The sequence below is a fragment of the Sphingopyxis fribergensis genome (genome assembly GCF_000803645.1).
Lineage (GTDB): Bacteria > Pseudomonadota > Alphaproteobacteria > Sphingomonadales > Sphingomonadaceae > Sphingopyxis > Sphingopyxis fribergensis.
Genome location: NZ_CP009122.1, coordinates 4,635,257 through 4,654,458, shown reverse-complemented (window position 1 = coordinate 4,654,458; position 19,202 = coordinate 4,635,257). Strand labels below are relative to the sequence as shown.

Here is a 19,202-nt window from a genome sequence, read left to right as displayed (position 1 = left end):
GGCCGTCAATGCGGCCTTTTCAACCCCGCGTGGCGAACCATGTCGGCCAGCGCACGCCGCACGATATGGCGGTCGCTTTCGCGAAGCCGCTCGACGGCGTCGCTCACCATCAGCTGATCGCGGACCAGCGCTTGCTCAGCGGCGACGCGTGCTTCGATCCGGTCGCCATCGGCTCGGCAGGCACGCGACAACCCGGCGCGGCGGCGTGCCGTCCATTCGGCGACCAACCGCTCGGCGACAAGATTGGCAAGGCCGTCGGCAGCGCCTTGTTCGGTCGCCGGTTCGGCCGCGGGATCGACGAGCCAATTGTCGTCGCCGCCTTCCTCCAGCGCATCGAGCGACAGCATCGCGGTCACATCGCGCCGCCCGGCACAGCGCTGGTCACCATGAAGGCGGTGCCGCAGCGCCTGTAATTCAGCGCGCAGCTGCCAGTTGATATAGGTGGTAAAGCGCGCGCGCGCCGGATCATAGCGTTCCGCCGCCCGGTGGAGCGCGATCGCGCACACTTGTTCGGCATCGTCGGCCACATCGGCCAGGCCATAGGTGCGGGTGAAATAACGAATGCGCGGTGCCGCGAGCGCGGCGAGCCGGACAAAGGCGCGGTCGGCCAAGGCGCGGGTTCGCGCGCCCGGCGCCGCCTCGAGCGCGGTCCGCGCCTGGATATAATCGGTCACTGCCTGTTCGAGCGCGTCGCTTTTTGCCGACATGGTCCTGTCCCCCATCGTGCCGCAGCATGGTTGCCGCTTCGATGGGGATAGGATGTCATGCTTAGCGCCGGGCTGCCGACGCCTTAGGTAGTAATACCTAGATTTCGGCACCCGCCAGCAGGCGTGGCAGGTCGCCCGCCTCGCCGCGGGCCTCGTCCATGAAGAAGCGCTTGAGCATCGGCATGCGTTGCACCGCGCCCAGCCCGGTGCGACGGACCGCGGCGGCGGTGCGCCCCGGAATGCCGAACAGGCGTGTCAGCCCGTCGGTCGCAAGGCTGACCATCATATTGTCGAGCCCGCGCCAGCGCTGGTAGCGCGCGAGCAATGCCGCATCGCCGAGGTCGAGCCCGAGCCGCGCGCCCTCGACGAGCACTTCGGTCAATGCCGCGACATCGCGCAGGCCAAGGTTGAGCCCCTGCCCCGCGATCGGATGGATGCCGTGCGCGGCGTCGCCGACGAGCGCGATGCGGTCGGCAACGATCGACGCGCTGTGATGAAAGCCGAGCGGATAGGTCATGCGCGGTGCGACCAGCTCCATCGCGCCAAGCACGCCGCCCGCGCGCTTTTGCAGTTCGGCGACAAAGCCGCGTGTCCCGAGCTTGGCGAAACCCGGCCCGTCCTTTTCGGCAACGGTCCAGACAAACGCCGAACGGCGCCGACCCTCCGCGTCGTCGACGAGCGGCAGCAGCGCAAAGGGGCCCGACGGGTAGAAGATTTCGTGGGCGACATTGCCGTGCGGCTTTTCATGCGCGACCGCGCCGATCATCGCGTGATGATGGTACGACCAGTTCGCGATGCTGAACCCCGCGGCGTCGCGCGTCGGCGAGCGGCGCCCCTCGGCGACGATCAGCAGCGGCGCCGCGAGCTTCGTCCCATCGGCCAGCGTCAGTGTGACGCCATGGCCGTCGATCTCGCGCGACGCGACCGCGGCGGGCATCAGCAGCCGTACCAGCGGCGCCTCGGCGAGTCCGGCGGCGAGCGCGAGGCGGAGCTGGCGGTTCTCGACCATCGTGCCGAGCGGCGGGTCGCCCTCGGCAGTGACGAAATCAAGTTCGCCGCCGCGATCGCTGTCGGGCACGCCGTCGCCCACTTTAATGGCGCGGATCGGGCAGCCATGTCCGGCGAGCCGATCGGCAAGCCCCAACACTTCGAACATCTGCCACGTCGCGCTGGCAATCGCCGAGGCACGGCCGTCGAAACCCGGCGCGATCGTTGTCACCGGGTCGGCGGGATCGACGATCTGGACCGACAGGCCATGATGGGCGAGGGCAAGGGCGAGCGCCTGGCCGACAAGGCCGCCACCCGAAATCAGGACATCGCTGCGCAGCGTTTCACTCATGGCTTCGCCCTAGCGCGCTGCAGGACGGTTGGAAAGGCTGTGGCCGGGCGCGGGGCCATGCTTGACGGCGAGTCCCCCCCATGCGCATATCGCCGTGGTTAACTGACAGGGACCGGAAAAGAGCATGGCTAGCCGCAAGGCCGCACCCGCAAAGGCCGATTGGCGCACGGTTTTCCGCCAAAGCATCGCGCGATCGCTGGTGATCGCCGCGGCGGTCGCGCTCGGGTTTTTCACGCTGTTCCTGACCCTCGCGCTCGTGACCTATGACAGCACCGACGCGGCGCTCAACACCGCCGCGCACGGCACCGCGGCCAACTGGATGGGCAGCGCGGGCGCTTGGTTCGCCGATCTCGGGCTTTCGATTGGCGGGGCGGGCATCGTGCTGCTGCTGCCGCTGCTCGGGATTATGGCGTGGCGTCTATGGACTGGCGAGGCGCAGCCCTATTGGCCGCGCCAGCTCGCTTATTGCTTCATCGGTATCCTGCTCGTCGGCCTCGGCGCCGAACTCTGGTCGCCCGCGACCAACGCGCCGATGCCTGCGGGCTGGGGCGGGATTATCGCGCTGCTGATCGGCGGCGCGGTCGCCCCACTGTTCGCACAAGCGGGGGAGCCCGCCGCAGCGCTGATCCGTTTTGCCACCATCTTGCTGCTCGTTCTTTTCGGCCTCTGGCTCGCGTGGCGCGCCTTACGGCTCGAAAAGGGATGGGCGTCGCGCTTCAAGCTCCCCGCGGCGGAGGGCAGCCGCATCGTCGAACCCGCGCGGGTGCCAAATGACGAGACCAAGGCGCCGAACCTGATGGAGCGCGTCGTCCGGCCGCGCGCGGTCGCCGAGCCGAGCGACCGCGCGCCGCCTGAAATCGCCGAACCCGCCGAGCGTAGCGCGCCTTCGAAACCCCGGCCCAAGCCGCAGACCGAGCTGTTCACCAATTACCAGCTGCCGTCGATCGACCTGCTCGCACCGCCGCCGCCGGGGCCGACCGGACAGATCGACAAGGCGGGGCTCGAACGCAACGCGCGGCTGCTCGAATCGGTGCTCGAGGATTTTCAGGTCAAGGGCGTCGTCACCGCGGTCCGCCCCGGCCCCGTCGTCACCATGTACGAACTAGAACCCGCGCCGGGCACCAAGGCGAGCCGCGTGTCGAACCTCGCCGACGATATCGCGCGCAACATGTCGGCGCTATCGGCGCGCATCGCGCCAATCCCCGGCCGAACCGTGATCGGCATCGAACTGCCCAACGCGGTCCGCGAATCGGTGGTGCTCCACGAAATCATCGGCAGTGCGCTGTTTCAGGACCAGACCGGGGCGCTGCCGATCATCCTGGGTAAGAATATCAGCGGCGACCCGATGATCGCCGACCTCGCGCCGATGCCGCACCTCTTGATCGCGGGTACGACGGGTTCGGGTAAATCGGTCGGCCTCAACGCGATGATCCTGTCGCTTCTCTATCGCCTCGGTCCCGATCAGGTGAAGATGATCATGATCGATCCCAAGATGCTGGAACTCAGCGTCTATGACGACATCCCGCACCTGCTCGCGCCCGTCGTCACCGAGCCCAAGAAGGCGATCCGGGCGCTGAAATGGGCGGTCGAGCAGATGGAGGACCGCTATCGGATGATGTCGTCGCTGTCGGTCCGCAACCTCGCGAGCTACAACGACAAGGTACGCGGCGCGCTTGCCAAGGGCAAGTCGCTCGGGCGCCGCGTCCAGACGGGTTACGACCCAGACACCGGCCAGCCGGTGTATGAGGAAGAGACGCTCGATTATGCGCCGCTGCCGCAGATCGTCGTCGTCGTCGACGAACTCGCCGACCTGATGATGACCGCGGGCAAGGAGGTCGAGTTCCTGATCCAGCGGCTCGCGCAGAAAGCCCGCGCGGCGGGCATTCACCTGATCCTCGCGACGCAGCGCCCCTCGGTCGACGTCATCACCGGCGTCATCAAGGCGAACCTGCCGACGCGCATCAGCTTCAACGTGACGTCGAAGATCGACAGCCGCACAATCCTGGGCGAGGCTGGCGCCGAGCAGCTGCTCGGCAAGGGCGACATGCTCTATGTGCCCGGCGGCAAGCAGATCACGCGCATCCACGGGCCGTTCGTGTCGGACGACGAGGTCCGCGCGGTCGCCGATCACTGGAAGGGTCAGGGTCGCCCCGACTATATCGAAAGCGTCACCGAAGATCCCGAGGACGGCGGCTTCGCAATGGAGGGTGCTCCCGCGGGCGGCGATAGCGCCGAGGACCGCATGTATGCCAAGGCCTGCCAGATCGTTGTCGAGAGTCAAAAGGCCTCGACCAGCTGGCTCCAGCGCCAACTGCGCATCGGTTACAACAGCGCGGCGCGGCTGATCGAGCGGATGGAGGAGGAGGGGCTGGTCAGCCCGCCCAACCATGTCGGCCGCCGCGACGTACTCACCGACCAATATGGCCAGCAAAGGTAAGGAACCTTTGCCTGTCTGATCACTTGAACAGCATCCAACGACAGGTTCAGCGCGGGTTCAATGCCCGGCTGCGATGGACCCGTTCCCTAATTCAGAGATGAGAGTCCAATGATCTTCAAGACGAACATGACCCGCCTCGCCGCCTGGACGCTGGCACCCATGGCCGCTGCCGGCCTTGCGATCGGCGTGCCGGCGATCGCCCAGTCGTCCAGCACGCTGGCATCGGTGCAGTCGCATCTCAAAGCAACGAGTTCGATGACCGCCAATTTCGTGCAGACCGACCGCAACGGCCAGCGGCTGAGCGGCCAGCTGACCCTGAAGCGCCCGGGCAAGATCCGGTTCCAGTATCAAAAGGGCGTGCCGTTGCTGATCGTCGGCGACGGCAGCTCGCTGACGATGATCGATTATGAGGTGCGGCAGGTACAGCGCTGGCCGGTCAAGAATTCGCCGCTCGGCGCGCTGCTCGACCCCGACCGCGACCTGACCAAATATGCCAAGGTGCTGCCCACCGGCAGCGGCGACGTGCTGAGCGTCGAGGTCAAGGATCCGAAGCGCCCCGAATATGGTACGATCACCATGGTGTTCGTCCGCGACGGATCGGCCCCCGCGGGGCTGCGCCTGCGCGGATGGGTCGCGCTCGATTCGCAAAACAACCGCACGCGGATCGATTTGACCAACCAGAAATTTAACGTAGCGGTCGCCGACTCGGCGTTCAAATGGACCGACCCGCGGCCGAAGCAGCGCGGTCGCGCGGGCTAACCCGACCGGACCAGGGTTCCAAGATCATGACGTCGAATCCGCGAAACGGATTCGACGTCATTTTTTCCAGACCAACGGACGTCTCGTATCGACGAACTGCAAGAATGGCGCCGGAGCGCCGATTTTGTTCAGCTTGGCGACAGGGAAGACCGTCTATTTCAATTCTCGAAGGCGCCAACACGGCCCCCGGATTTGGGTTTCCCCCTGTTGCCCCACCGGGACTGCCAGGCACCTTCATTCAAGAGCGTGACGAACGCTGACCTTGAACCCCCGTTCCACCGCCCCTGGAACGGGGGTTTAATTTATCCGGTGCTTGGGACGTTGCGCGCCTTCCCTCGCGCCGATAGAGCCACCGCATGACTCGTACCAGCATCGCTTCGTGGAACATCAACAGCGTTCGCGCGCGCATCGGCATCGTCGAGAAATTCCTGCGCGAAGAAGCCCCCGACATCCTCTGTCTGCAGGAAACGAAGGTCGAATGCACGCTGTTCCCGCCCGACATGTTCAAGCGGTTGGGGTATGACCATATCGTCACGCACGGCCAGCGCATGCACCACGGCGTCGCGATCGTCAGCAAGGTGCCGCTGACCGACATACGCAAATATGACTGGCAGGCGAATGGCGAAGCACGCCACGTCGGCGTCACGCTGCCGTCGGGCGTGCGGCTCGATAATGTCTATATTCCTGCGGGCGGCGACATTCCCGACCGCGAGCTGAACCCAAAATTCGGGCAAAAGCTCGATTTCTTCGGCCGCATGACCGAATGGTCGGGCGCGCTGAACGGGACGCCGACGGTGCTCACCGGCGATTTCAATGTCGCGCCGCTCGAAAGCGACGTTTGGAATCACAAGGCACTGCTTGACGTCGTCAGTCACACGCCCATCGAGGTTGAAACCCTTGCGCGGCTGCAGGCGGCATCGAACTGGATCGACCTTGGGCGTCACTTCATCCCGGCGCCGGAGCGCCTCTATACCTGGTGGAGCTACCGCGCGAAGGATTGGGAAGCGTCGAACCGCGGCCGCCGCCTCGACCATATGTGGGTGACACCCGACCTGATGCCCAAAGCGGTGTCGCACCGCATCGTCCAGCCGGCGCGCAGCTGGGAACGGCCGTCGGATCACATCCCGCTGATAACCGAGTTCGATTTTTGAGCGATGCCCCAAATGACCGGGGCGCCCGGCGCGCGGCACGCGCCATCGATGCGCTGCGGCGCGGCTGGCCGTTTCGCGTGGAGGGCGCGGACGGGTTGCTCGACCTGCTCGCGGTCGAAAGCGCGCGCGATGCGGCGCTGGCCGAATTTGGAAGCCATGACGTACTGCTCTCGGGCGAACGCGCAGTCACGCTCAAGCTGACCAACCAGCGCGTCGCCGCAACGCCGGGTCCGGTCCGGTTGGCGAACGCCGCCGATAGCGTCACGGCGGCGCTCGCGATCGCCGATCCGGCGCTCGACCTGGCGAACCCGCTCAAGGGCCCCTTCCGCACCGTTGCGACCGGCGGCGAAGCAGCAGCTGCTGCCGCGATGACGATCGCGCGCCACGCCGGGCTGCTCCCCGCCTTTTTCGTGCGCGAAGCCAGTGGCGACGCCGAAACCATGTGCACCGTCGACGATGTCGCGGCGCTGCTCGACCCGACGCGGCTCCAGGTTGCTGCACGCGCGCGCCTGCCCGTCGAAGCGAGCGAAAGCGCCGAAATCGTCGCCTTCCGCTCGCCCGAAGAAGCGTCGGACCATGTCGCGCTCGTTATCGGGAAGCGCGACGGCAATCCGCCCGTCGTGCGGCTGCACAGCGAATGCCTGACCGGCGACGTTCTCGGCAGCCTCAAATGCGATTGCGGGCCGCAGCTTCACGCCGCGCTCCACGCGATGGCCGACGCGCCGTGGGGTGTGCTGCTCTATCTCAGGCAGGAAGGACGCGGCATCGGGCTCGTCAACAAGCTGCGCGCCTATGCGCTGCAGGATCAGGGCTATGACACGGTCGACGCCAATTTGCGGCTCGGCTTTCCGGTCGAGGCGCGCGATTTCGCGATTGCCGGACGGATGCTCGCACTGCTTAAAATCCCGCGCATCCGGCTGATGACGAACAATCCGGAAAAGGTTGCGCGGCTCGAGAAAGAAGGCGTCGAAGTCGTCGAGCGCCTCCCGCTCGCGCTACCCACGAACAAATATAACGAACACTATCTCGCAACGAAGCGCGATAGGACCGGGCACCAGCTTTAGGCGAATGTCATTGCGGGCGACGCGAAGCAAACTCCAGCTATCGTCCTACAATACCGATGGCTGGAGATTGCTTCGTCGCTACGCTCCTCGCAATGACGAGGGAGCGGGTTTTATTAGTGCACGAAGCGCGCGACGACGTCGCGATAGCTGCGGCTGACCTTCACCTGCGCACCCGACCCGAGCACGAGGAAACATTCGCCGTTGGTGTGCGGCTTGACCTGCTTAACCTGTGACAGGTTCACGATCGTCGAGCGGTGCACGCGCTGGAAGTTGCGCGGATCGAGCCGCTTTTCGAGATCCTTCATCGTCTCGCGGAGGATCAGGCTGTTGTCGGCGGTATAGATGCACATGTAATCGCCCGCGGCGTCGATGCGTTCAATGCTGTCCACGTCGACGCGGAAGATCTGGCCGCGATCCTTGATGTTGATCATCTTTTCATAGCGATCGGCGGCGTGCGCGTCTGGCTGGGTCTCGGCGTCATAGTCCTCGACGGCTTCGGGGGCGACTTCGGCGAGAACGGTCTTGAGGCGCTCGACTTCGGCGACGCCACGCTTTTCGGCGAGCCGCTGGCGGACGCGGTCCAGCGCGTCGGCGAGGCGCTCGGGCTCGACCGGCTTGACCAGATAATCGACCGCCTGCGCTTCGAACGCACGGATCGCGTGATCCGAGTAAGCGGTGACGAACACGACCAGCGGGGGTTCAACCTCCATCAACCCCTGGATCACCGAAAAGCCGTCGAAACCCGGCATCTGAATGTCGAGAAAAACCAGGTCGGGCTTGTGGGTCTTGATCTTTCTGATGGCTTCGCGGCCATTTTGCGCGGTGTCGACGATTTCGACGTCCGCATGCGGTTCCAGCCGCAGTTGCAGGCCTTGGGTGGCCAGTTTTTCATCATCCACCAGGATGGTTCTGATCGTCATGTTCTCTCGGTTCCAATCGTCATTTGCCCGTCGGGCTGGAACGGAAACTCGATCACCACCGTGAAGCCGCCCTCAGCGCCCACCTGGACGTCGAACCGGTGCTGGTCGCCAAAAGCCTGCGCCAACCGGTCCCTGATATTGGCTAAACCCACGCCGGTCGATTCCGTTGCAATACCCGTGGTGGGGTCGGTGCGGTCGGCTGACAATCCCGCGCCGGTGTCGGACACGGCAATCCGAACATTTTGACCGGCCAACTGTGCGGAAATCGTGATATCGGCGCCATCCTCCTGCGGGGTCACCGCATATTTGATCGCATTTTCCACGAGTGGCTGGAGCAGAAGCGACGGCAGTCGCGCGCGCGCGACCACCGGGTCGATCGCGAAATGCGGGCGCAGCCGTTCCTCGAACCGCATTTTTTCGATATCGAGATAAAGCTTCAGCGTCTCGATCTCCTGCGCCAGCGTCACCTGCGCGGTCGGTTCGTTCGCGAGCGTATATCGCAGGAAGGCCGACAGGCGCGAAAGCATCGCATTCGCGGGCTCCGACTGCTTGAGCAGCACGAGCGTCGAAATGCTGTTCAGCGTGTTGAACAGGAAATGCGGGTTAAGCTGATACCGCAGCATCGCGAGCTGCGCCGAAGCCGCCTGCGCCTCGAGCCGGATAACCCGGTCATTCTGTTCCTCGAGCTGGAGGAAATAGTTGATCGCGAAATAAAGCGCCGACCAGGCCGCAAGCGAGGTCGCGTCGATATAGACCGCACCAAGCAAAAGGCTCGTAAATCCCGCCTCGCTGCTCGGGTTCTGGATCTGCGCGACCCATGCGTCGATAAAGGCCCAAAGCGCGGTCGCGACGCCCGAAAGCCCGAAGCTGACGCCCCACATGAGCAGCGGCCGGCGGCTGATCAACGCGCGGTAACAAACCGACAGGATCAGCGAGAGCGAGAAGCCGGTAATCGCCGAGATCGTCTGCGGCACCAGAAAGGTGAAGGGCTGGCCGTTGGCAAGCCCCGAAACGCCGCGCAGACCGAGCCACGCGGACCAGCCCAATATCTGCAGGTTCCAAAAGGCCCGGACCTTGTTGTCGAAAAAGGGCCCCGGCGAAGACAGTCGGAAAAGCGGCATGGGAGTCCGTGCGATGGCGATGGTCAGTCGCCGCGCGGGCGATATCGGAAACCGGCGCGGCCGATCATTCGGCGGCGACCGGCGCCATCGCAGCCTCGCCGCGCACGCGCGCCTGGCCGAGCGGCTGGAGTTCGGCGCGATGCTTCCACAGCAATTCCTTGTACCCGATCACGCGGCCGTCGTGCGCGGTCAGCGTCACCGGGCCGATCGGCTGTTCGTCGCGCGCGTCGACAAGCACCGGGGTCGACGGCACGCCGGCACCCCATTTTTCGCCCCATTGGCGCAAAGCGATCATCGCGGGGAGCAGCTCGATGCCCTTTTCGGTCAGCTGATACTGCACCTTGCGGCGGTCCTCGGCCATCACTTCGCGCGCCATGATGCCATGGTCGACCAGCCGCGACAGCCGGTTCGACAAGATATTGCGCGCGATGTTCAGTTCCTGCTGGAACTCCTCGAAATGATGGACACCGTTAAAGGCGGCGCGCAGGATCATGAACGACCATCGCTCGCCCATCGCTTCCAGCGCCAGCGGCAGGGCGCAATTGCCCCCATCCATGTCGTTCAGCAGTTCGCGTAATTTTCCCATGACCCAAGCCCTAACGTAAAATCGCCCTGTGCGTCAAAAAAATATAGGGTCTACGTTGCATTTCGCAACTCAAAGTCTAGGTAGCGCCTCGCAACCTCATGGTTGCGCAAAAACAGGAGCTCCCAATGCCCATATTCAAACCTTCTCCCCTCCCCCATTCCTTCGCGCTGGCAGGCGCCGCACTGATCGGCGGCCTCTCATTCGCATCCAGCGCAGCAACCGCCGCGAGCGGCGCCTACTACCGCGCCGAACTCGCCGGTCCGGCGACAGAGGCGCGCTTCGTCGCGCGCGATGTCGTCTGGGCATGCAAGGGCTCCAGCTGCACTGCCCGTCAAGGTACGAGCCGCCCGCTCGTGATGTGTTCGGCGCTCGTCAAAAAGGCAGGCCCGGTGGCGAGCTTCGCCACGGGTGGCAAAGCGCTCGAGGCCGAAGAGCTGGCGCGCTGCAACGGCGCGAAATAATCGCGCCCGCACGCCGGTCGGCAGCTGCCGTACGCCCACTTGGCTTTGCCGGTGAAGTACGGCGGTTTTTCGCTGCCTACCTTCGGCGAACGATGCTTCCAAACATCGTTATCAAAATTGCTCGACGCCCGCGGTTACACGCAAGCAAATTTCGCATTGCAATATTGCCTGCATGAACGACATTGGATGCAATGCTGAGGCAATATGAACTTGTCGAGCGCGTGCGCGCTTATGATCCCGACGTCGACGAGGCGCTGCTGAACCGCGCCTATGTGTTCACCGTGCAGAAGCATGGCAGCCAGAAACGCGCATCGGGCGACCCCTATTTCAGCCATCCGGTCGAGGTAGCGGGCATTTTAACCGACCTCCATCTCGATGCCGAGACGATTGTCACTGCGCTGCTCCACGACACGCTCGAGGACACGCTGACGACTCCCGAAGAGATCGAACGCCTGTTCGGTGCCGACGTCGGCCGGCTGGTCGACGGCGTAACCAAGCTCAGCAAGATCGAAGCGCAGACCGAGAATGAGCGCGCGGCCGAGAATCTGCGCAAATTCCTGCTCGCCATGTCCGACGATATCCGCGTGCTGCTGGTCAAGCTCGCCGACCGGCTGCACAATATGCGGACGCTGCATTTCATCCAGAATCCCGAAAAGCGCCGCCGCATCGCCAAGGAGACGATGGACATCTATGCCCCGCTCGCCGAGCGGATCGGCATGTATGAATATATGCGCGAGATGCAGCTGCTCGCGTTCAGCGAGCTCGAACCCGAAGCTTATGCGACGATCACCGGCCGCCTCGCCAAGCTGAGCGCGGGCGGCAAGGACAAGGTCGCGGGGATCAGCCGCGAATTCAAGGAATTGCTCGCCAAGAACGGGATCGAAGCAGATGTGTCGGGGCGCGAGAAACACCCCTATTCGATCTGGCGCAAGATGCAGGAGCGGCACGTCAGCTTCGAGCAGGTGACCGACATCATCGCCTTTCGCATCATCACTCCGACCGATGCCGATTGCTATGCCGCACTCGGCCTGATCCACAGCAAATGGAAAATGGTTCCGGGCCGGTTCAAGGATTATATCTCGACCCCGAAACGCAACGGCTACAAGTCGCTGCACACGACGATCATGCACCAGCAGAATATGCGGATTGAAATCCAGATTCGCAGCCTCGGCATGCATCAGCAGTCCGAATTCGGCTTCGCCGCGCATTGGGCGTATAAACAGGGCGGCTCCGCCCCTGACGGACAGGCGGGGTGGATTCGCGACCTGATCGAAATCCTCGAGCAGACGCACGATCCCGAAGAGTTCCTCGAAAACACGCGCATCGCGATGTATCAGGACCGCATCTTCGCCTTCACGCCGAAGGGCAGTTTGCACCAGCTGCCCAAGGGCGCGACGCCGGTCGATTTCGCCTATGCCGTCCACACCGGGCTCGGCGACCGCACCGTCGGGGCCAAGGTCAACGGGCGGCTGGTGCCGCTGCGCACCCAGCTGAACAATGGTGACACGGTCGAAATCCTCTCCTCCGACAAGCAGACGCCGCAGCCGGCCTGGCTGGGCTTCGCAGTCACCGGCAAGGCGCGCGCGGCGATCCGCCGCCATGTGCGGTCGAAGGAAAAGGTCGAGCTGTCGGCATTGGGCCGCAAGATGTACGATGAGATCGTCGCGCGCCTGCCCAACAAGGTCGGCGACAAGGCGCGCATCGCGGCGCGCGAGCGGCTGAAGCTCGACGACGACAGCGCCCTCTATGTCGCGATCGCCAAGCAGCGGCTCACCGACAATGCCGTGCTCGAGGCGCTCGTCCCCGGCATCACCGCCGAGATGAAGACCAAGCCGGGCAAGCTGGTGCAGGGCGCGGCGGTGTCGATCGCGGGGCTGACACCCGGCGTCGCCTATCAGCTCGCCGACTGCTGCCATCCCGTCCCCGGCGACCGCATCGTCGGCCTGTCGCGACCAGGCGAGGGAATCGAGGTACATGTCATCGACTGCCCACGGCTCGCCGACGGCATCGACGCCGACTGGATCGACCTGCGCTGGCAAGAAGACAGCGAGGGCGGGAACGCGCGGCTGTGTATCGTCATCCGCAACGAACCCGGCACGCTCGCCGAAATGTCGGGCATCCTCGCCGCCAATATGGCGAACATCACCAATTTGCGCCTGTCGAACCGCGAGGGCGGTTTCCACACCTATGACGTCGTCGTCGAGGTGCGCGATGTGCAGCATCTGATGCGCATATTGTCGGCGCTGCGCGCGTCGGACACGGTGGTGCAGGCCGAGCGGCTTTAGGCGGATCGATGTCAGCTTAGGGGTGGGAAGCGGACGTTAATCCTCCCGGTGGCGAAGCCATGGGGAGGATATTATTCCGCTTCCGGTCGTTGGCCATCCTTCCCCATCAGTTTGCGTAGAGAAGCGGCGGGCGCCACGCATTCTGGTCGACCTCGTCACTCACCTTGTAGATCATGCCTTTGCTGTTCAGGAACAGCTTCTCCATCTCACCCCGCGTGAAGGGCCGCGACCCGACACGTCCAAAGACTGCCATCTGCCCACCAGTCTCGTCGACGGCGCGGTCGCGGTCGAGGCCCTTCGACAGCGCGAGCGCGGGCGACGGGGTTTTTGCCCAGGCGATGAGTTCAGGCGTCGGCTTTGGCGAGAAGCCATAGAGGCCCGGATTGTTGGGGCTGGTCAGTTGCAGCACCTTGATGCCGCCCCGCCCGTCGGCGACATAGCCAAAGAGCGAGGCGTTGGTCGACGCGACGATCACGTCCTCCGCATCAGCCATTGCACCGCCAAAGGTGAGCCCCGGCCAGACGATCGGCGCCGCGGGGCGCGTGACATCGACGATCACGAGGCCGTCGGCTTTCGCCGCGACATACATATAGGTGCGCGCCAGATAGATTTTGCGCGCGTTGGCGAGCCGGACCGTGCCCTCCGGCACCGCGACCGGCTGCGCGAGGTTGGTGACGTCGAACAGTTTCACGCCGTCGGCATCGGTGACCCAAAGATAGCGGAACTGCACCGCGCTGGCGCGCGCGTCGGTCAGCGGAAGCTGCGCCGTGACTTTGGGCGCAAGCGGCGTCGTCAGGTCGAGCACGACGAGGCCGGCGTCGGTCGTGACATAGGCCATGCTGCCCGCCAGCGTGATGTGCCGCGCCCCTGCAAGGACATTGCCTTCGTTCCACGTCAGCGCGCGCTTCAGCTTGTTGTTGCGGAATTCGGCGTCGGCCAGCGTGTCGATATCGACGAGGATCAGGCCTTCGACGCTGTCGGTGATGACGGCGTAGCGATAGATGTCGTGCATCACCTGTTCGTGATTCTCGGGGAAATTCTTCACGATAGTCTCGTTGCGCGACACGCTGATCGGCTGCGTCGTCGCGATCGCCATGCAGGTCGCGTTCTTCGTCTTCACATGCGTGTCGTGGCCAAGCGGCGAGAAGGGCGCGCGGACGATGCGTTCCGAGAAGCCCTTGTTGCCGATCGAGGCGACGTCATAGACGCGGAAGCCGCCCTTGCCTTCCGCGACGAACATATATTCGCCGCGCTGTTGCAGGCAGTTGACCCGTCCGCCCGTGCCCTGGACGATATTGGCGAATTCCTCGAGCGCGTGCGTTTCGCCTGACAATTTCTTGTCGAAAGTCTTGCCGCGCACCCAATTTTTAAGCTCACGCCCATTCTGTTCGACGTGCAGTTTCCAATAGTCGGGATAGGCATATTTCTGGAGGTAACTGCCGATCACCGCCTGCGGCTCGTCCCATTCGGTGACGCGCGTCGCCTGGAAGCTGTTTTCCTGTCCCGACCAGACATTCAGGCCGACGAAGTTGACGAAATTGGTGCCGAGCAGGTTCAGCTGCGCCATGATCGCATTATTGTCGTCGTTCGCCGACAGGTGACAGTCTGAGCATTGCTTGGTTTCCTGCCGCCGGACGGTGTGCGGGAAATGCGGCGCGAACGCTTGGCTCGAATAGCCGGCCGAGCTGATCGGCGGTTGCTGCACATAGATGCGCTCGCGGTTGATGTTCGTCGACGACAGCACCAGCGCCGAGGTCGAGCGCACCGGCGTAATGATCCCGCGCGCCTCGCCGTTCGGGCCGGGCTCACCGGGCTTGGTCAGCTGGTGGCGGCCGAGCTGGAACATCTCGTCGCGCGCCACCTGCGGGTTGTAAGTCGCGAAGTTGCGCGTCTCCTCACCCTCGAAATGGTGCATCTTGGTTTTCCAGTTCGCCTCGATCGGCAAATGGCAGCCGCCGCAACTCGTCGTCCACGACAGATGACAGGTGAAGCAGGTCATCTTGTCGTCGCCGTGCGCGCGGTCTTCATTCGCGACCCCCGGCCCCCATTCATACCTGCCGTCGTCGGCGCCCGCGCGCGCCATCAGCTTGGCGCGCGCCGCCTTGGCGTTGAAATGCGGCCCCGGCGTCACCGCCTGCTTGACGAGGCTGACCTGCCATTCGAGCTTCGGATCGACGATCGAGCGCTGGATCAGCCCGATCACCTCGGCATCGTCATTATACTGGAATTCAAAACGTCGCCGCCCGTCGGGGTTGCGCAGCAAAGCGAGGTTATTGCCCTGCGGCCGCGCCGCGACGTTCGACGTCAGCAGGTTCGGGAAGGCATCGGCGGTGCCGTGGCAATCCTTACAGCTGATCTCGACCGCGTTGGCGACTTCGCCCTGAATATAGCCATTGCCGTGGCTGTCCTGCGCGAAGTGGCAATCGGCGCATTGCATGCCCTTTTCGGCGTGGATGTCCATCATATGGACCGCCTTGCCCGGGTTGATCCCGGGCGGAACGAACTTGCCCTCGACGTCCGGTCGGCCGGGGTCGGCGCTCGTCAGGCAGAGTTCGCGTTCTTTCGGATCGGTGTAATGGCTACAGCTCTTGCGCCACTTCTCCGGATCCTTCGGATCGATGATGTTCGCGGTGTCGGTGCCATAGGTCGACATATTGCCGTCGGCGGTCAGCAGATTGCCTTCGCGGTCGCGCTTGAAAATGCCGCGGAAGTTCCAGCCGTGACCGTGATAGTCGGCGAACTGCGTGTCCTTGTTGCTGTCGTTGACGTCATAGACGTCGCGCAGGAATTCGACATCGGCCCACAGCCCGCGCGTCGCCGCGCCTTCGGGATTGCGTTCGAGCACCTGATGAACCTCGGCGGCGGTCGGATAGCGCTGCTGCTTGTATGTCTTCTGATACTCTTCGTCGCTCATCCCCGGCGGGCGCGGCGCGCTATTGTCCGGCCCCGGCCACATCTGCGGCGCGTCCGATTCATAATCCCACATCGTGTAGCCGAGGTACGAGTTCAGGAAGATGTTCGGCTGGTGCATGTGGCACGACATGCACTGCGAGGTCGGGATCGCGCGGGTAAAGGCGTGGCTGATCGGATGCCCCGATTCGCGGCGCGGGCGCGGCTCGCGCTGCGGTGCGCCAGCGGTCGTGGCCGCGGGATCGATTAGTCCGCCATGCCCGGTCCCGCCAACAAAACCGTCGTCGGGCGCCATATGCGATGCGTCCGCATGACCGCCGCCCGCGGGTTTCTTGTCGCCGCCATGATCGGCCACGCCAGTCCATAATTTCTCGCGGATCGTCGGGTCGACGGTATCGGTCTCGCCATCGCGGCCATATTTGGCATAGGTCAGGCTGTGCCGCGGTTCGCGATCGTTGGCATAGACGACGTGGCAGCCCGAACAGCCCGAATGGCGATAGTCGCCGGGCTGGTCGTTCGTTCCCATGAACCATGACAGCGGATCGTTGAGGCGCGTCTTGTGGATGTTAAGCACGGGGATCGAGACGCGAAGGCCCGTACCCGGACCGCGGTTCGATTGCTTGAGGTCGGGGCGCCCTGGTTCCTCGAGCCGCTGGATGCTGCCCGTCGGGTTGGGCAGGCCGATTTCGGGGAATTGCGTGTTGATGTTGCGCCCGCCGCGCTCGAACACACGGAACACGTCGCCCGGCGGCAACACGCTCCAGCGCGGGAGCGGGTACATTTTGGCGAGCGCGCCGCGTTTTTTCTCGGCGTCGGTCAATATCTTGTCGAAACCGAAGCTTGGCTTGCAGGCTTCCTTATAGTCCTCGGCGGTCAACCGCGACGAGGGGGACAGGATGCACGCGGGCTCGCCGGTGCGCGTGTAAGCTTCGCCGAAGATGTAGTTTTTATAGGGGACGATTCCGTTGTTATACGCCGCGCCGCCCCACAGCATCGCGCCGGTCGACATCATCGACCGCTCGGTCGCCTCGATCACCTCGAGATGGCACGACCCGCATGCCTCGCGCGCGACGCGGTAATCGCTGGGGTTCACGAAGCGGATGAATTCGGGCGATTCCTTGTTGAGCAAGGTATAGCTGCGCTGCGGGTTCGCCGAGCTGTCGTGCCACGCGCCGGGCAAGGTCGGCTGCGGGTGCGCGAGCGCCATCACCTCCTTGTTGGTCGGATGCTGATAGCCGAGGCTGGGGGTGCCGCGCTGGCTCGCATCGCCGCCATGGCAATCGGTGCAACCAAGCTTCACTGCCGGGGTCGCGTGCATCGAGGGCTGGTCGGTGCGGGTGTGGCAGCTGTAGCAGCCCTCCGACTTCGCGCTGACATCGGCGTCGCTCTGCTCGCGCGGCGCGGGCGGGGTGAAGCGATATTCGATCTTGAGCGGCTTTTCCTCTTCCGCCGCGCGCACGACGCTCGCGCCGAATGCAGCGCACATCGTCACAAAAGCGAGCAGGGCGAAGAGTTTGCGCAGCAGCATCTAAAAGCTCAAAATCACATTGGCGAGGATGGAGACGTAGGCGTCGTTCTTCTGCTTGTTGTCGAAAAGGTCCTTGAACCCCTTGCCCGGCAGCAGCACCGCTGCGCTGAGGCGGCCGACGATATTCTGCGTCGCTTTCGGCCGCCAGATCGTCGCCACCGACAGGTCGAAGCCGATATCCTTCGGGATCGACCCTTCGCTGCGCAGCACCTGCAGGCTCGACGTGTCGGCGAACCACAGATGGTTGAAATTGGTGCTGACGCGAAACTCCGGCGTCAGGTCGAAATCGGCGCCCGCGCCGATAAAGACGGTGCCCGGATTGTTGAAGTTCGACTGCCCCTCTTCCTTCGACGAACGGAGCGAGTTCAATATGCCGTTGCGCCCGTTGATCGCAATCGCGCGCCCGCCGCCCGCGAAGGGGATCGTCTGACGAATCCAGTAGCTGGTGTCGGCGCCGCCGAAGATCGGGTTCTCAAAGATCGCGTCGAACCCGCCCTCGGTATTGTTATACGGATCGCCGTCGCCGGTCGCGTACAGCCCCGACAGGCGGAAGCGCATCCAGTCGTGGTCGTAGCTGAGTTCGACCGCGCCAAAGCCCGCGCGAATTTCGGCGGGCTTGCCGGTGAAGAAGCTGTTCCGGTCCTCGCCCAGCGCGGCGTAGAAGCTCGCGGTCAGGTTGATCCGCCCGATCCGCCCATCGGCGCTGTAGCCCAGATAAACGACATCATATTCGCGCCCGCGCAGGTCGCCGAGCAGCGCCGGTCGCACCGGGAAACCGTTGTGGTCGATCTGCACGTCATTCTTTTCGCGGTTCATGTTATAGGTGACGCTGACCTGGCTGGTCAGCCCGACGACGGGGAAATCCTGGCGATAGAGATTGGCGGTCAGGATGAAGTCGTCGCGCGGCGTCTGGGTGATGTCATTCAGACCCGAATTAGTGTCCTTTTCGAGCCGCCAGAACGCCGCGAGATTATATTGGAAGCGGTTGTTGTCGCGGTTGCCGAACAGGCGGATGCCGAGCTGGCTGTCGTTGAACAGAAAACCGCGAAAATCGCTCTGGAACGGCTGGATGCCGAGGCGGATCGAATAGAAATCATATCGGTCGGACGTGTTGCCGAGATGCTTGTCGACGAACAATTCCTGCACGCCGAGGAACGAGTCATAGCGATGGCTCGCCTTCGACGGGCGCACGTCGAGCACGCGCCGTTCGGGCACGTCGACATAATTGGCCTGATAGGCGAGCGTGACGCGATATTCGATATCGGGCGGCTTGAACGCGGTGGAACCCTTTATCAGCGCGGCACCGACGATGAAGGTCTGCGCGAAAACGAAGCTGCGGTCCTTGCCGAACACGTCGAGGCTGCCCGGCCGCTCAGTCGTCTGGACCCCGACCGGGATCGGGAAGGTGCGCGGTTCGAACACGGTGTCGGACACGGCATTGGCGACGAAGAACCAGTCGTCGCCCTTGATCGGCAGCCATTTGACCTTGCTGCGGTCGATCGCGCGGTCGCCCTTGTAGGTGTTCTGGTGATAGGGATCGAACCAGCGTTCCTTGACGACGCCCAATGTCTCGATCAGGCGCCAGCGGTCGGGAACCGGCAATTGGTCCTCCATCCCCGGAAAGGCTTGCGGCGGCGGCGGGCGCAGCGCGCCTTCATTGTCCTGGGTCAGCGCGTCGGGAAGGTCGGGCCGATAGCCGGGACGGCGGCGGCCCTCGATGATGTCGGTGACCAGATCGTCCTTGACCATGTCCTGCCAATCGACCGGCGGCGGCGGCGGGATCAGCTCTTCGGCGGACTGCTCGGCGGGCGCGGCGTCGCCCGCGACCGGCGGCCCCTCGGGTGCGGGCGGCGGCGGCAACGCCTCGGCTCCCGGCGCGCCTTGCGCCGCGAGCGTTGCGATGACCGGCCAAAGGCTGCCCCCCGTCAGCATCG

At 64.2% G+C, this 19,202-nt stretch carries 13 protein-coding genes; 6 read left to right on the top strand and 7 right to left on the bottom strand.

Annotated elements, in window-relative coordinates:
• Positions 1 to 5: 5 nt before the first annotated feature.
• Together SKP52_RS21790 and SKP52_RS21785 are read right to left on the bottom strand one after the other, a co-directional pair.
• Positions 6 to 707 carry a sigma factor gene (locus SKP52_RS21790; RefSeq protein WP_039578745.1) on the bottom strand — a complete coding sequence of 234 codons (702 nt, stop codon included), beginning with the start codon at positions 705 to 707 and terminating at the stop codon, positions 6 to 8.
• Positions 708 to 804: 97 nt separating this feature from the next.
• Positions 805 to 2,046, bottom strand: coding sequence for an FAD-dependent monooxygenase (locus SKP52_RS21785; RefSeq protein WP_039578740.1), 1,242 nt, complete (start codon positions 2,044 to 2,046; stop codon positions 805 to 807).
• Between the two features lie 124 nt (positions 2,047 to 2,170).
• Between SKP52_RS21785 and SKP52_RS21780 the strand changes: the two genes are divergently transcribed.
• The 4 genes from SKP52_RS21780 to ribA all read left to right on the top strand — a co-directional run bounded on the left by SKP52_RS21780 (position 2,171) and on the right by ribA (position 7,457).
• Entirely contained in the window at positions 2,171 to 4,483 is a 2,313-nt protein-coding gene (locus SKP52_RS21780) for a DNA translocase FtsK (protein ID WP_039578737.1), read from the top strand.
• 108 nt (positions 4,484 to 4,591) lie between these two features.
• Positions 4,592 to 5,242 (top strand): LolA family protein, encoded by a 651-nt coding sequence (locus tag SKP52_RS21775; protein WP_228383735.1) that lies wholly within the window; start codon positions 4,592 to 4,594, stop codon positions 5,240 to 5,242.
• Positions 5,243 to 5,598: 356 nt separating this feature from the next.
• Positions 5,599 to 6,393 (top strand): exodeoxyribonuclease III, encoded by a 795-nt coding sequence (locus tag SKP52_RS21770; protein WP_039578733.1) that lies wholly within the window; start codon positions 5,599 to 5,601, stop codon positions 6,391 to 6,393.
• Positions 6,390 to 7,457, top strand: coding sequence for a GTP cyclohydrolase II (gene ribA, locus SKP52_RS21765; RefSeq protein ID WP_039578730.1), 1,068 nt, complete (start codon positions 6,390 to 6,392; stop codon positions 7,455 to 7,457). The genes SKP52_RS21770 and ribA overlap by 4 nt, the downstream gene beginning before the upstream one ends.
• A gap of 113 nt (positions 7,458 to 7,570) precedes the next feature.
• On the opposite strand, the gene SKP52_RS21760 is transcribed toward ribA, so the two are convergent.
• From SKP52_RS21760 to SKP52_RS21750, 3 genes are all read right to left on the bottom strand, one after another.
• Positions 7,571 to 8,377, bottom strand: coding sequence for a LytR/AlgR family response regulator transcription factor (locus SKP52_RS21760; RefSeq protein ID WP_039578727.1), 807 nt, complete (start codon positions 8,375 to 8,377; stop codon positions 7,571 to 7,573).
• The gene (locus SKP52_RS21755) at positions 8,374 to 9,498 is read right to left on the bottom strand and encodes a sensor histidine kinase (protein WP_039578723.1); all 1,125 of its coding nucleotides are present in this window, start codon (positions 9,496 to 9,498) and stop codon (positions 8,374 to 8,376) included. Before SKP52_RS21755 ends, SKP52_RS21760 begins: the two co-directional genes overlap by 4 nt.
• Before the next feature lie 64 nt (positions 9,499 to 9,562).
• Positions 9,563 to 10,084, bottom strand: a complete 522-nt coding sequence (locus SKP52_RS21750) for a winged helix-turn-helix transcriptional regulator (RefSeq protein ID WP_039578718.1) — start codon at positions 10,082 to 10,084, stop codon at positions 9,563 to 9,565.
• A 125-nt stretch (positions 10,085 to 10,209) separates the two neighbouring features.
• Here SKP52_RS21750 and SKP52_RS21745 point away from each other — a divergent pair, with 125 nt between their 5' ends.
• Positions 10,210 to 10,545: a CC_3452 family protein gene (locus SKP52_RS21745; RefSeq protein ID WP_052209024.1), complete on the top strand. Its 336-nt coding sequence runs from the start codon at positions 10,210 to 10,212 to the stop codon at positions 10,543 to 10,545.
• Between the two features lie 191 nt (positions 10,546 to 10,736).
• Positions 10,737 to 12,830, top strand: coding sequence for a RelA/SpoT family protein (locus SKP52_RS21740; RefSeq protein WP_039578716.1), 2,094 nt, complete (start codon positions 10,737 to 10,739; stop codon positions 12,828 to 12,830).
• A 106-nt stretch (positions 12,831 to 12,936) separates the two neighbouring features.
• Here SKP52_RS21740 and SKP52_RS21735 read toward each other — a convergent pair whose 3' ends face one another.
• Together SKP52_RS21735 and SKP52_RS21730 are read right to left on the bottom strand one after the other, a co-directional pair.
• Entirely contained in the window at positions 12,937 to 17,268 is a 4,332-nt protein-coding gene (locus SKP52_RS21735) for an LVIVD (RefSeq protein ID WP_039578712.1), read from the bottom strand.
• A complete protein-coding gene (locus SKP52_RS21730) occupies positions 17,269 to 19,200 on the bottom strand; it encodes a hypothetical protein (protein ID WP_039578709.1) in 1,932 nt (643 codons plus the stop codon).
• Positions 19,201 to 19,202: the final 2 nt, after the last annotated feature.

What these genes read in the sequence shown, in the direction of transcription:
- SKP52_RS21740 (WP_039578716.1), top strand. Translation starts at nt 10,737, where the DNA reads ATGCTGAGGCAATATGAACTTGTCGAGCGCGTGCGCGCTTATGATCCC.
- SKP52_RS21755 (WP_039578723.1), bottom strand. Translation starts at nt 9,498, where the DNA reads ATGCCGCTTTTCCGACTGTCTTCGCCGGGGCCCTTTTTCGACAACAAG.
- SKP52_RS21760 (WP_039578727.1), bottom strand. Translation starts at nt 8,377, where the DNA reads ATGACGATCAGAACCATCCTGGTGGATGATGAAAAACTGGCCACCCAA.
- SKP52_RS21775 (WP_228383735.1), top strand. Translation starts at nt 4,592, where the DNA reads ATGATCTTCAAGACGAACATGACCCGCCTCGCCGCCTGGACGCTGGCA.
- SKP52_RS21750 (WP_039578718.1), bottom strand. Translation starts at nt 10,084, where the DNA reads ATGGGAAAATTACGCGAACTGCTGAACGACATGGATGGGGGCAATTGC.
- SKP52_RS21785 (WP_039578740.1), bottom strand. Translation starts at nt 2,046, where the DNA reads ATGAGTGAAACGCTGCGCAGCGATGTCCTGATTTCGGGTGGCGGCCTT.
- SKP52_RS21770 (WP_039578733.1), top strand. Translation starts at nt 5,599, where the DNA reads ATGACTCGTACCAGCATCGCTTCGTGGAACATCAACAGCGTTCGCGCG.
- SKP52_RS21790 (WP_039578745.1), bottom strand. Translation starts at nt 707, where the DNA reads ATGTCGGCAAAAAGCGACGCGCTCGAACAGGCAGTGACCGATTATATC.
- SKP52_RS21735 (WP_039578712.1), bottom strand. Translation starts at nt 17,268, where the DNA reads ATGCTGCTGCGCAAACTCTTCGCCCTGCTCGCTTTTGTGACGATGTGC.
- SKP52_RS21780 (WP_039578737.1), top strand. Translation starts at nt 2,171, where the DNA reads ATGGCTAGCCGCAAGGCCGCACCCGCAAAGGCCGATTGGCGCACGGTT.
- SKP52_RS21730 (WP_039578709.1), bottom strand. Translation starts at nt 19,200, where the DNA reads ATGCTGACGGGGGGCAGCCTTTGGCCGGTCATCGCAACGCTCGCGGCG.
- SKP52_RS21745 (WP_052209024.1), top strand. Translation starts at nt 10,210, where the DNA reads ATGCCCATATTCAAACCTTCTCCCCTCCCCCATTCCTTCGCGCTGGCA.